We start from the raw sequence: 13,189 nt of genomic DNA, 5'->3' as shown, positions 1-13,189 counted from the left end.
GCTAAGTTTATGGGGGCAAATATTCGCAACACAATCATGCTTCGTCGCGTTCGCTTATTTCGTGCTCTTCCTGCGGCGGCACGGTCAGAGGCCCGCAATAGCGCTGCACCAGCCATGTTGCCAGCGTGACCAGAACCCAGCTGATTAGGGTTGAGGTGATAAGATCGCGTGGCCAGTGCATCCCCAGCGCCAGCCGGCTCCCCATGACGCCAATGGCCCAGGCCACCAGCACAAACATGGTTACGATGCGGCGGCGTGGCCAGAGCAATCCGACGGCCAGCAGCGCCCAGCTGGCGGCAAACATGGTATGCCCGGAAGGAAAAGCGTAGCCGGTCTCAAATTCCCAGTGTTTTTTAAGCCAGTCAGGAAGACGAGCATCGCTGGCAATAGCTTCACGCACCTCCACGCTACGCTGCCGACGGTTTTTCTCATAAAAAGCCTGTTCATTCAGCCCGTGATGTTGCTCAAGCCACAGCACGTAGGGGCGTGGTTCCCGCACCTGATCTTTGATAAAGGTTTTGGTGTACTGCCCGGCCAGAATGGCCGCAACCATAATCAGCAGCAGCACAATGGCAGGCTTAAGCCGATAGCGAATGCACCATAAAAACCAGGCGCAAAGCACGGCGCTGGTTAGCGCTCCCCAGGGACTGGTTACCGTTTCGGTTAGCCAGAACAGCATCTTGTGGCCAAAGCCGATTTCACCTGGTTGCCACTTCCAGCCTGAGAGCAGAATGCCTACGGGCATGATCAGCAGCAGCAAGGCCGCCAGCGTAGTACGTTTAGCGATGTCGAACATAGCGCTCCCTGAGTTTTTACGATGAAATGCCTTTCATACGACATTATGATAAAAAATAATAACATACTGACTGGAATGCGGTTAATCGCACGCGATGAAAACAATCGCTCGAAGAGATTACCTGTCCCGGTGCCGATTATGGCAATATAACTATTATGAATGATGTCAGCTTATTGACGGCGCAAAATTAGCGCAAACCCTGATGTTTCTGGAGAGTCACATGCAGCTTAAAAGGGTAGCAGAAGCCAAACTGCCCACGCCGTGGGGAGATTTCCTTATGGTTGGTTTTGAAGAACTGGCGACGGGTCACGATCACGTAGCGCTGGTTTATGGCGATATTACGGACAGCGAAGCGGTTTTATCCCGCGTGCATTCAGAATGCCTGACGGGCGATGCGCTGTTCAGCCTGCGCTGCGACTGCGGCTTTCAGCTGGAAGCGGCGCTGAATCATATTGCGGAAGAAGGCCGCGGCGTGCTGCTCTATCACCGCCAGGAAGGACGCAATATTGGCTTGCTGAATAAGATCCGCGCCTATGCATTGCAGGACAAAGGCTTTGATACGGTAGAGGCTAACCACCAGCTCGGCTTTGCTGCCGACGAGCGCGACTTTACCCTGTGCGCGGATATGTTCAAACTGCTCGGCGTAAATGAAGTGCGTTTGCTGACCAATAATCCGCGTAAGGTCGAAATCCTTAGCGAAGCGGGCATCAATATCGTGGAGCGCGTGCCGCTGATTGTCGGGCGTAATCCTGAAAACGCGCACTATCTGGATACCAAGGCCGCGAAAATGGGCCACCTGCTGTCAAAAGAGTAAATCTCCCTTTTTGCCGGGTGCTACCGGAGCCAAAGCGCGTCTGAAAGTGATGCGCTTTGGCTCCGGCTGCACCCGTCAGTCGCAATTTTCCTACATTAATACAATGCCAAAACGGCGCAGCACCCCTGCCCACAGTAAAAAGATAACCACGGTTAGCGCGCAACTGGCGGCAAGCGTTGGCCAGAATCCCCAGCGCTGATAAAGAAAGGGAAACAGCACAAACATTGGCAGTGTAGGCACTACATACCAGAAGGTATACCAGGCATGGCTGGCGATTTTTGCCTGGCTCTGCCCTTCCAGCTTCATCCAGATAAGCACCAGTACCGTGACCAGCGGCAGCGCCGCGACCAGCCCGCCAAGCCTGTCGCTGCGTTTTGCTACTTCGGATATCAGCACTACCATACCGGCCGTAATAGCATATTTAATGATTACCCAGTACATCACACCCTCAGGTCGGTTATCGGAAGCATTATTTTATCGCCAGCACAGCAAAGCGCCCCTTTTCAGGGGCGCTTTTTATCTGCCAGCTTGAGTGATTAACCCAACATATTGCGGATTACGTAGTGCAGGATACCATCGTTGCGGTAGTAGGTCAGTTCGTTACCGGTATCGATACGGCAACGGGTTTGTAACTCTTCCTGACTGCCGTCCGCGCGCGTCAGGACAACCTTAACCGTGCCGCCGGGCTTCAGCTGGGTTAAATCGGCTACATCAATCTGCTCATCGCCCGTTAAGCCCAGCGTTTTACGCGTCACGCCTTGCGGGAACTCCAGCGGCAGAATGCCCATTCCGATCAGGTTAGAACGGTGAATACGCTCGAACGATTCGGCAATCACCACGCGAATGCCCAATAAGCGTGGGCCTTTTGCCGCCCAGTCGCGGCTGGAACCGGAGCCATACTCTTTTCCGGCAATGACCGCCAGCGGCGTTCCCTGCTGCTGATATTTCATGGCGGCGTCGTAGATAGCCAGCTGCTCGTCGCCTGGCACAAAGCGGGTTATGCCTCCCTCCACGCCGGGTACCATCTCATTGCGGATACGGATATTGGCGAAGGTACCGCGCATCATAACTTCATGATTACCACGACGAGAACCGTAGGAGTTAAAGTCGCCCCGCTCTACTCCGTTAGCCAGCAAGTAGCGCCCGGCCGGACTTTCCGCCTTAATGCTGCCCGCTGGAGAAATGTGGTCGGTGGTCACCGAGTCGCCAAGGATAGCGAGAATACGGGCACCCTTGATATCCTCAACCGGTTTCGGCTCTTTTTCCATATCGTCGAAGAACGGCGAAAGCCGAATATAGGTAGAACCTTCATCCCAGTCATAGGTGGCGGCTTCGCTAACCTTGATCTCCTGCCATTCGGGCGTGCCTTCAAATACTTCGGCATATTCTTTATGGAACATGTCGGTAGAAACCAGCTGCACAGCTTCAGCAATGGCTTCTGGCGATGGCCAGATATCTTTCAAATAAACGGGTTTACCCGTTTTGTCGGTTCCCAGCGGCTCCGTTTGCAAATTGATATTCATGTTGCCGGCCAGCGCATAGGCGACCACCAGCGGCGGCGAGGCCAGCCAGTTAGTTTTTACATATGGATGAATACGGCCCTCAAAGTTGCGGTTTCCGGAAAGCACCGCGCCCACCGTTAAATCGCCTTCTTTAATTGCGCTTTCAATTTCATCGGGCAGTGGCCCGGAGTTACCGATACAGGTTGTACAACCATAGCCAACAAGGTTGAATCCCAGCTTATCCAGATAAGGCGTCAATTTTGCCGCTGCCAGGTAATCGGAAACGACTTTCGATCCCGGTGCCAGAGAAGCTTTAACCCAGGGCTTACGGTCAAGTCCAAGCGTCACCGCGTTTTTAGCCAGCAGGCCCGCTGCCATAAGAACGCTTGGATTTGATGTATTGGTACAGGAAGTGATAGCCGAGATAACGACGGCGCCATCTTCCAGCTGATGTTCCTGACCTTTTTTACTGTCGCGATAGCCGATCGGCTTATGCTGTTTTTGCGCGTGATTTACTTCCAGCTCGTTACTGGCCTGAAAAGCCTGCGGCACCTCGCCTAACAATACGCGATCCTGCGGTCTTTTCGGCCCGGCAACGCTTGCCTCAACGGTAGCCATATCCAGCGCCAGCGAGCTGGTAAATACCGGCTCATCGCCCGTATTACGCCACAGCCCCTGCGCTTTCGCATAGGCTTCAACCAGCGCGACCTGTTCACTGCTGCGTCCCGTCAGCGCCATATAGCCAAGCGTTACGTCGTCCAGCGGGAAGAAGCCGCACGTCGCACCATATTCCGGTGCCATATTGGCGATGGTGGCACGATCGGCCAGCGGCAAGTCATCAAGACCGTCGCCATAAAATTCAACAAACTTCCCTACCACGCCATGCTTACGCAGCATCTGCGTAACGGTCAGTACCAGGTCAGTAGCGGTAATGCCCGGCTTGAGTTTGCCGGTAAGCTTAAAGCCGACCACGTCCGGGATCAGCATGGAAACAGGCTGGCCCAGCATGGCCGCTTCCGCCTCAATACCGCCGACGCCCCACCCCAGCACGCCCAGCGCGTTAATCATGGTGGTATGGGAATCCGTACCGACCAGCGTATCCGGATAGGCAACTTCTTCGCCTGCCAGCGTTTCATGCCAGATAGCTTTACCTAAATATTCCAGATTCACCTGATGGCAGATGCCGGTGCCCGGCGGCACTACGCTAAATTTATTAAAGGCTTTTTGTCCCCAGCGCAGGAAAACGTAGCGTTCGTGGTTGCGCTCCATTTCCAGCCGAACGTTTTCTTCGAAGGCATCGTCGTCGCCAAACTCGTCTACCGTTACCGAGTGGTCAATAACCAAATCGACAGGAGAAAGCGGATTTACTTTTGCCACGTCGCCGCCCAGCCTTTTTACGGCCTCGCGCATGGCGGCAAGATCGACCACGGCAGGCACGCCTGTAAAGTCCTGCATCAGTACGCGTGCAGGACGGTAAGCGATTTCACGATCGGCATGCGCTTGCTTAAGCCAGCCTGCCAGCGCCTGAATATCCTCGGCGGTAACGGAATCCTCATCCTGCCAGCGCAGTAAATTTTCTAACAGGACTTTCAGGGATTTAGGCAGACGAGACAGATCGCCAAGATGCTCGGCGGCTTTGGCCAGGCTGTAAAAATGATAGTGTTGACCTTTTACATCCAGCGCGTCTTTCGTTAATTCACGTAGGGTAGACGACATTACTCCTCCTTATTTATCTGGTCATAACCTGAGTAATTGCAGGGTCTGATTTAAAGATAGTACAAACTGAGCGTAACGTTTTGATAACATAACCAGAAGCGCACCAGACCTGAGGCAAAAAAAAACGCCCCGCTGATTGCTCAGCGAGGCGCTATTAATCTTTGTTTATGCATGCATTATTAACGCATGACCATGCTTAACCAGAGGAGACTGGACCAGAATAAGCCTGAAAACATCCAGATACTAAACCAGGTCGTTTGAGTTAAATTCATTTATAACCTCTCTCAGGTCTTGGCGACCAAACAGTATTACTTCAAAACCCGTCGCGCTTGCGAAAAGTTTTACCGTTTTATCAATACTTTCCCGTTGGTGAGCAACAGTGTGCCCTGACCAGAAATAGCTGGCCTGTTAAAATCTATTTACTTATATATTTGTAGTAATCAATTAATGTTGCAGATATAACTTTAATACTTAAGATTTGTTACTTTTGTCCGTCATGAAATCGATAAAGTTGCGCTGTACTTCGCTCAGTCCCCAGCTTTCCGGGATAACCACTTCTGGCTTTTGACTTTTGCAACTCACTTTCTTGATTTTGCTTACTTGCTGTGTCTTTTGATTCAAATACTGCAGGTACATCGTTACCCCCATATATGCCAAATCAGTGATGCAGCCGCTCCCCAAAACAGTACTGATACCGCGAATACCGCTAACCAGGCCTTGCGTCTCAGATTGCTGTTCCGCCGAACCTTCAGAGCTTTGTGACCGAAGTCAGTTTCTACCGTTATTCTGCTAGCCATAGTTTTTGATAATCACTCTCATTGAAACGATTGTTTTGAGCAATCAGAAATTAGGAGGAATCCTAAACATTTTATGGCGCGAAATCCAGACATTTTTATTACGCAGAACGATTAATAGTATTCATTAAAGTTTAAGAAACCAGGTAATCGCCCTTAACTAAAATCTGGATGACAAATGATTACTTAAGCCAAACTGGCCGTTAATAACACCTTTTCCGCACCATTGATAAATCAGCATTTATTCGATCCCCCCCGTTAAACCGCGCCGTATCGCGCTTTGTTAAATCAGAGTATGGGAATCTTCTTAGGCGCGTGCAAAGTTGCCCACTAAAAAATGTGTACTGTTTCGCATTTAATGAATAACAATGGAAAAACATGTGATGAATGCTTCATTTACGAAAAAGAATAAAAAGATTTTATCAATCGCAACAACAGGCAGGACCAATCTTTTTAGCAGGGCCGGCTTGCAGCCCTGAACTGACGATGGTAAGGCGGGGAATTATTTGGCTGGTAACTTAATATCTTTAAACATTGCTTCTATATCTTCGTTCGAGCGCAGGCCTACTGCCGTATCAACCACATCGCGAGTAAGGTGCGGCGCAAAACGCTGGATAAAGTCATACATATAGCTGCGCAAAAAGGTGCTGCGGCGAAAGCCGATTTTAGTGGTGCTGTAGGTAAAGACGTCGGTAGCTTCGATTCTGACCAGATCAGGGTCGGAAACCGGGTCGACCGCCATGCTGGCAATCACGCCTACACCCAGCCCTAAGCGAACGTAGGTTTTAATGACGTCAGCGTCAGTAGCCGTAAAGACAATGCGCGGTGAAAGGCCTGCGCGATTAAAAGCGGTATCCAGTTCTGAACGCCCGGTAAAGCCAAAGGTGTAGGTAACCAGAGGATACTCTGCCAGCTCTTCAATAGAGACTTTCTCTTTGCCCGCCAGCGGATGGTCTGGCGTCACGACGATAGCGCGGTTCCAGTGGTAACAAGGCAGCATAATCAGATCATCGTAAAGGTGCAGCGCCTCAGTTGCGATGGCAAAATCGGCGTTCCCTTTAGACACCGCTTCTGCGATTTGCGTAGGCGATCCCTGGTGCATGTGCAGCGAGACGCGCGGATAGCGCTCGATAAAGCCTTTGATCACGTTTGGCAAAGCATAGCGGGCCTGGGTGTGGGTAGTGGCGACATAAAGCGAGCCTTTATCCGGCCAGGTATGCTCGCCAGCCACCGATTTAATCGCTTCAACTTTTGACAGGACTTCACGGGCAATGCGAATGATTTCCTGGCCCGCTGGCGTAACCTGCGTAAGATGCTTGCCGCTGCGTGCGAAAATCTGGATGCCCAGCTCATCCTCCAGCATGCGAACCTGCTTACTGATGCCGGGCTGGGAAGTGTAAAGCCCCTCCGCCGTGGATGAAACGTTCAGATTGTGGTTCACCACTTCAACGATATAACGCAGCTGCTGCAATTTCATTTTTGTTCCGTCCGTTTGGCGCCACGCGCCGACGATCTGCGCGCGCAAAAACGCAGCACCCCGGCCTAATGCGATTTTATAATAAGAAAAGGTATATCTATAACAATCATACCAAAGCTGGGCGGAATGTATATGCGGAAGGAAAAAAATGGGCCAGCAGAACGCTGGCCCGGGAGCTTATTTTTTCGCGGCTTTAGCAGCGGCTTTTTCGGTAACTTCCCATTTGCCGTCAACGTAAAACGCCGACCAGCCCGTGGCTTTACCTTCTTTTTCTGTACTGACGTACTGCTGCTTTGTTTTGCGGCTAAAGCGGACGACCGACTTATTGCCTTCTTCATCCGCTACAGGCGCATCGGCCAGATAACGCAGTTTCTCTGGCAGACGATCGCGGAAACGCTGTAGCTCTTCTACCAGCGGCGCACGCGTTTCCCTTGATTTCGGGAAGGTGTTGGCCGCCAGGAAAACGCCAGCCGCGCCGTCGCGCAGAACAAAGTAAGCGTCTGATTTTTCGCAAGTCAGCTCGGGCAACGGCACCGGATCTTCTTTCGGCGGCGCGACGTCGCCGTTGCGCAAGATCTTACGGGTGTTTTTACACTCGTCGTTGGTACAGGCCATATATTTGCCGAAACGCCCCATCTTCAGGTGCATTTCAGAACCGCACTTTTCGCACTCCACAATCGGGCCATCATAGCCTTTGATGCGGAATTCGCCCTGCTCGATTTCATAACCGTCGCAGCCTGGATTATTGCCGCAGACGTGCAGCTTGCGCTGGTTATCGATCAGATAGCTATCCATTGCCGTACCGCATTTGGCACAGCGGCGGCGCGCGCGCAGCGCGTTGGTTTCTGCATCTTCACCCTCAAGAATGTTTAAAACTTCATTCTCAGGGATCAGGTTGATGGTCTGCTTGCAGCGCTCTTTTGGCGGTAGTGCATAGCCGGAACAGCCCAGGAAAACGCCGGTGCTGGCCGTGCGGATCCCCATTTTTCGACCGCAGGTTGGACAGTCGATTGAGGTCAGCACCATCTGGTTTGGCAGCATGCCGCCCTCTTCCGGATCCTTATCTGCTTTCTCCAGCTGCTGGCTGAAGTCGGCAAAGAATTTATCCAGCACGCCTTTCCACTGCGCTTCGTTGTTAGCGACCTGATCGAGGCTGTTTTCCATGTGCGCAGTGAAGTCATAGTTCATCAGCTCACGGAAGTTTTCTTCCAGCCTGTCGGTAACGATCTCACCCATTTTTTCCGCGTAGAAACGGCGGCTTTCGACACGCACGTAGCCACGATCCTGAATGGTGGAGATAATCGAAGCATAGGTAGAAGGACGCCCGATACCGCGTTTTTCCAGCTCGCGAACCAGCGAAGCTTCACTGAAGCGCGCAGGTGGCTTGGTAAAGTGCTGGCTTGGTTTCAGCTGTTGCAGCGCCAGGTCTTTACCTACTTCTACCGGCGGCAGCGTGCGGTCTTCATCACCTTTACGCAGCGCAGGCATCACGCGAGTCCAGCCGTCAAAGCGCAGCGTACGGCCTTTCGCTTTAAGTTTAAACTCACCGGCGGTCACGGTCAGCGTTGTGGAGTCGTACTGCGCCGGTACCATCTGACAGGCCACAAACTGACGCCAGATCAGCTGATAAAGTTTTTGCGCGTCGGCTTCCATATCCTTCAGCTGTTCCGCCTGCACGGCCACGTCAGAAGGACGGATTGCCTCGTGCGCTTCCTGCGAATTATCTTTGCTGGCGTAGGTATTGGCCGCTTTTGGCAGATACTTTTCGCCGAACTCATTTTCAATAAAGCCGCGCACCATACTGACCGCGTCCTGACTCAGGTTAGTGGAGTCGGTACGCATATAGGTAATGTGGCCAGCTTCGTACAGGCGCTGCGCCATCATCATGGTTTTTTTCACGCCGTAGCCCAGACGGGTACTGGCCGCCTGCTGCAGCGTGGAGGTGATAAAAGGTGCGCCAGGCTTGCTGCTGGTTGGCTTGTCTTCGCGATCGGTAACCTGATAGCGCGCCTTTTCCAGCAGGCTTACAGCAGCCTGAGTTTGCTCGCCGTTAACGGGGCGGAAAGGCTTATCGTGCTGATGGGTAACTTCCATCGGCAGCAGCGTTCCTTCTGGCGTGTTCAGATCGGCATGCAGCTCCCAGTACTCTTCCGGAACGAAAGCCTTGATCTCGCGCTCACGCTCAACGACAAGGCGCACGGCGACCGACTGAACGCGCCCGGCGGATAAGCCGCGCGCAATTTTCTTCCACAGCAGCGGCGAAACCATATAGCCCACTACGCGGTCCATAAACCGGCGGGCCTGCTGGGCGTTTACCCTGTCGATATTCAGTTCGCCCGGCTTGTCAAAAGCCTGACGAATCGCATTTTTGGTGATTTCGTTAAACACCACGCGGCTGAAGCGCGAATCATCGCCGCCGATCACTTCCCGCAGGTGCCAGGCAATGGCTTCCCCTTCGCGGTCAAGGTCGGTTGCGAGATAGATATGGTCGGCGTTCTGCGCCAGCGCTTTTAGCTCGGAAACCACTTTCTCTTTGCCAGGAAGGATCTGATAGTTCGCTTCCCAACCGTGAAAAGGATCGACGCCCATACGGCTAACCAACGCCGCCTTTTCGTCCTTTTTCACTTTTTTAGCTTTACTGGTTGTAGAGTCAGCGCTCTTTTTAACCGTTGATCCACTGGTCGGCAAATCCCGAATATGACCGACGCTGGACTTCACCACGTAGTCATTTCCAAGATATTTATTGATTGTTTTGGCTTTTGCCGGGGACTCAACTATTACGAGAGCTTTACCCATATTTACCTTTACCTGATTGAAACATCCGAGAGTAAATTGTGCCGAAAGCCTGTGGGCCATCCAGCGCGTTAAAACGATTACGGCCGACGGCAGCACCCCGGCACTTTCCCTGTTAACGCGTCCTTACCAGGGCATCAACCCACTGATTAAAGACACCTTTTACAACCTGTTAAGCGAATCTCTAACAGAGCGTAAAGTCTGTTTTACGCCCGGAACCCGAAACGCCCACACTCTACCTGATAAAATCTGATACGCAACTTAATTAGCACCCGCAACCGTTTTACGCCAGCCGGACGTTAAAAAGAGCTGGTGAAGGTAGCTGCCCGGAGCATTGAGATTTTGTTACGACGCAGCGTAATATACTGCCCGGTAATCGCATCTATAAAGGAGAGAATTCTGTGAAATCTACTCAGGCTATTGATAAAACCAGTCTGTTACAGAAAGCGAACGAGATGATCGGCAGTCACGAGGATTTTTTCCCGGGACTTGTCGCCACCGATGTTGAGCAAAAAGGCGACGTGCTGGTGTTTCGCGGCGACTATTTTCTTGATGATCAGGGATTACCGGGCAAAAAAAGCACGGTGGTGTTTAACGTTTTTAAATTTTTGGCCACCGAGCTGTCGCCGCTTTACCATCTGGAATAACGCCCGCCAGGCGGGCGTGCTCAACCTTACAGCAGCGGTTTTTTACCGCGCTGCCAGAGACGCAGCAGCAGGCGTTCGACGCTGGTGCTGGCGCTCTGCGTAAAGCGATCCATCATTTTTTTGCGCTTCACGTAGTGAACGGCAACAACCTCACGCTGGTTCATCTGATCGATGATTAAATCGTCGCTGGTGCCGATAGCATCCACCAGCCCTTTTTCCAGGGCCTGTGTGCCGAACCAGTGCTCGCCTGTCGCCACGCTGTCGATATCCAGGGTCGGACGCATCTGGTGCACGAACTCTTTAAACAGCTGATGCGTTTCGTTAAGATCTTCACGAAACTTTTCACGTCCCTGCTCCGTATTTTCACCAAACAGCGTCAGCGTGCGCTTATATTCCCCGGCCGTATGCAGCTCAACGTCAATTTCGTTGCGCTTTAGCAGGCGGTTGAAGTTAGGGATCTGCGCGACAACGCCGATGGATCCAATAATAGAAAACGGCGCGGCTACAATATGGTCCGCCACGCAGGCCATCATATAGCCACCGCTGGCCGCTACTTTATCAACGGCCACGGTCAGGCGAATGTTTTTATCGCGCAGGCGCTGCAGCTGTGATGAAGCCAGGCCGTAGCCGTGCACTACGCCGCCGGGGCTTTCCAGACGCAGCAGCACTTCATCCTGAGGTTTTGCTACCGCCATAACCGCAGACACTTCTTCACGCAGTGAGGAGACTTCGTGTGCGTCCATGCTGCCTTTGAAGTCCAGCACGTAGAGCACGGGCTTGCCTTCAGCCGGTTTAATCCCCTGTTTGGCCTGGTTTTTTGCCGTTTTTGCCTCTAGTTTTTCTTTCTTCTTCTGCTCTTTATGCCAGCGTTTCTGCTCCTGTGGTGGCATACTGGCCAGCTGCATTTCATCCTTTATATGCTGATACTCTTTATCCAGGCGGGTCAGCTTGAGCTGCCCGCTTTGGGTGCGTTTGCGCATGGTCAGGTGGGTTATCAGAATCGCAATGGCCGCGATAGCGATAACTACCGTGACTGTTTTAGCCAGAAAAAGCCCGTAGTAAGAGAGTAGTTCCACTCATTCCACCTTATTTAACATCCAATTAGGAAAGCTGCTAGTGTAGCCGAGTCATCAGGTCGCGTCCTCAGATTCCCGCCGCCTCAGGTAGATTTTGCGTAACATTACGCATAACCGTCCAGAGAAAGGCCGTTATCTGTTGCGGTCGGCGGATGAGCAGCGTTACCCTGTCGCCCTTGTCGTTACCTCTCTTTTCAAAGGCGCAATTATGGATTATCAACCTGACAACAATCTGCTGACCGACCATATTATTCTTATTACCGGTGCCAGCGACGGTATTGGCCGCGAAGCCGCGTTGACCTATGCCCGTTTTGGCGCGCAGGTTATCCTGTTGGGGCGTAACCAGCAGAAAATCAGCGCCGTTGCCGACGAGATTGCTGCAACGGGTAAACCTGCTCCTCTCTCATTTTTGCTGGATTTAGACAGCGCAACGCCGCAGGAGTGCCAGCAGCTGGCGCAAGAGATTGCCCGTCATGTTCCCCGGCTGGACGGCGTGTTACATAACGCAGGCCTGTTAGGTGATGTAGTACCAATGACGCAGCAGGATCCTGTGGTCTGGCAGCAGGTTATGCGTGTAAACGTCGACGCCACCTTTTTCCTGACCCAGGCTCTGCTGCCGCTGCTGCTGAAGTCTGCTCATGGCGCACTGGTCTTTACCTCTTCCAGCGTGGGCCGCCAGGGGCGCGCAGGCTGGGGCGCTTATTCCGTCTCTAAATTTGCTACCGAAGGTATGATGCAGGTGCTGGCCGAAGAGTATCGCGGTCAGTTACGCGTTAACTGTATCAATCCTGGCGGCACTCGCACGAAAATGCGCGCCAGCGCTTTTCCAGAGGAAAACGCCGACAAGCTGAAAACGCCAGCGGATATTATGCCAACCTATCTTTATGTGATGGGCGCAGATTGCCAGCAGTCAGGGCAAAGCTTTGACGCGCAGCCGGGGCGTAAACCGGGAGCGGCAGAGTAATGGATGACCGCCACCAGCAGCGCCAGCAAAAGCTGAAAGAAAAAGTTGATGCGCGTATTGCGGCGGCTACCGAAACGCGCGGCATCCTGATGGTTTTTACCGGCAACGGCAAAGGAAAAACCACCGCTGCCTTCGGTACCGCTGCACGCGCGGTCGGTCACCAGAAACGCGCAGGCGTTATCCAGTTTATTAAAGGCGACTGGCCTAACGGCGAGCGCAATTTACTGGAGCCGCACGGCGTGGAATTTCAGGTGATGGCGACAGGGTTTACCTGGGACACGCAAAACAGGGAAACGGATACGGCAGCCTGCCTGGCGGTCTGGGAGCATGCTAAGCGGATGTTGCAGGATGCTTCGCTGGATCTCGTGGTGCTGGACGAGCTGACCTATATGGTGAGTTTTGATTATCTGCCGCTGGAAGAAGCGATCGCAGCGCTACGTAATCGCCCGGCGCAGCAAAGCGTCATTATTACCGGGCGCGGCTGTCACCGCGATCTGCTGGCGCTGGCGGATACCGTGACTGAAATGCGGCCGGTAAAGCATGCGTTTGATGCAGGTATACAGGCGCAACAGGGAATTGACTGGTAACAAGAGATAAAAAAAAGGCGAAT

The 13,189-nt window shown here is 52.7% G+C and carries 11 protein-coding genes; 4 read left to right on the top strand and 7 right to left on the bottom strand.

The window, feature by feature from the left end; genetic code table 11:
- Nucleotides 1–34: 34 nt before the first annotated feature.
- Nucleotides 35–796, bottom strand: a complete 762-nt coding sequence (gene pgpB / locus ACMGGR_RS08930; protein ID WP_414148674.1) for a phosphatidylglycerophosphatase B — start codon at nt 794–796, stop codon at nt 35–37.
- A 220-nt stretch (nt 797–1,016) separates the two neighbouring features.
- On the opposite strand from pgpB, the gene ribA reads away from it, so the two are divergent.
- Nucleotides 1,017–1,610, top strand: coding sequence for a GTP cyclohydrolase II (gene ribA, locus ACMGGR_RS08925; RefSeq protein WP_246759671.1), 594 nt, complete (start codon nt 1,017–1,019; stop codon nt 1,608–1,610).
- 90 nt (nt 1,611–1,700) lie between these two features.
- Here ribA and ACMGGR_RS08920 read toward each other — a convergent pair whose 3' ends face one another.
- From ACMGGR_RS08920 to topA, 5 genes are all read right to left on the bottom strand, one after another.
- Nucleotides 1,701–2,051 (bottom strand): DUF3147 family protein, encoded by a 351-nt coding sequence (locus ACMGGR_RS08920; protein ID WP_246759673.1) that lies wholly within the window; start codon nt 2,049–2,051, stop codon nt 1,701–1,703.
- 95 nt (nt 2,052–2,146) lie between these two features.
- Nucleotides 2,147–4,828: an aconitate hydratase AcnA gene (gene acnA, locus ACMGGR_RS08915; RefSeq protein WP_414148673.1), complete on the bottom strand. Its 2,682-nt coding sequence runs from the start codon at nt 4,826–4,828 to the stop codon at nt 2,147–2,149.
- Nucleotides 4,829–5,466: 638 nt separating this feature from the next.
- Nucleotides 5,467–5,625, bottom strand: coding sequence for a YmiA family putative membrane protein (locus tag ACMGGR_RS08910; protein WP_246759676.1), 159 nt, complete (start codon nt 5,623–5,625; stop codon nt 5,467–5,469).
- 499 nt (nt 5,626–6,124) lie between these two features.
- The gene (gene cysB / locus ACMGGR_RS08905; protein ID WP_246759678.1) at nt 6,125–7,099 is read right to left on the bottom strand and encodes an HTH-type transcriptional regulator CysB; all 975 of its coding nucleotides are present in this window, start codon (nt 7,097–7,099) and stop codon (nt 6,125–6,127) included.
- Nucleotides 7,100–7,276: 177 nt separating this feature from the next.
- Nucleotides 7,277–9,895 (bottom strand): type I DNA topoisomerase, encoded by a 2,619-nt coding sequence (topA, locus tag ACMGGR_RS08900; protein WP_246759680.1) that lies wholly within the window; start codon nt 9,893–9,895, stop codon nt 7,277–7,279.
- A gap of 398 nt (nt 9,896–10,293) precedes the next feature.
- Here topA and ACMGGR_RS08895 point away from each other — a divergent pair, with 398 nt between their 5' ends.
- Nucleotides 10,294–10,539 carry a DUF2498 family protein gene (locus ACMGGR_RS08895; RefSeq protein WP_343215883.1) on the top strand — a complete coding sequence of 82 codons (246 nt, stop codon included), beginning with the start codon at nt 10,294–10,296 and terminating at the stop codon, nt 10,537–10,539.
- Between the two features lie 26 nt (nt 10,540–10,565).
- Here the strand turns inward: ACMGGR_RS08895 and sohB are convergent, their stop codons facing one another.
- Nucleotides 10,566–11,615 carry a protease SohB gene (gene sohB, locus ACMGGR_RS08890; RefSeq protein WP_414148672.1) on the bottom strand — a complete coding sequence of 350 codons (1,050 nt, stop codon included), beginning with the start codon at nt 11,613–11,615 and terminating at the stop codon, nt 10,566–10,568.
- A gap of 208 nt (nt 11,616–11,823) precedes the next feature.
- Here sohB and ACMGGR_RS08885 point away from each other — a divergent pair, with 208 nt between their 5' ends.
- On the top strand, nt 11,824–12,579 hold the full coding sequence (locus ACMGGR_RS08885) for a YciK family oxidoreductase (protein ID WP_414148671.1): 756 nt from the start codon (nt 11,824–11,826) through the stop codon (nt 12,577–12,579).
- The gene (cobO, locus tag ACMGGR_RS08880; protein ID WP_246759682.1) at nt 12,579–13,166 is read left to right on the top strand and encodes a cob(I)yrinic acid a,c-diamide adenosyltransferase; all 588 of its coding nucleotides are present in this window, start codon (nt 12,579–12,581) and stop codon (nt 13,164–13,166) included. The genes ACMGGR_RS08885 and cobO overlap by 1 nt, the downstream gene beginning before the upstream one ends.
- Nucleotides 13,167–13,189: the final 23 nt, after the last annotated feature.

Source organism: Erwinia sp. BNK-24-b (assembly GCF_047456155.1).
In the GTDB taxonomy this organism is placed as follows: Bacteria; Pseudomonadota; Gammaproteobacteria; order Enterobacterales; family Enterobacteriaceae; genus Erwinia; species Erwinia phyllosphaerae.
This window is presented reverse-complemented; position numbering and strand designations above follow the sequence as displayed.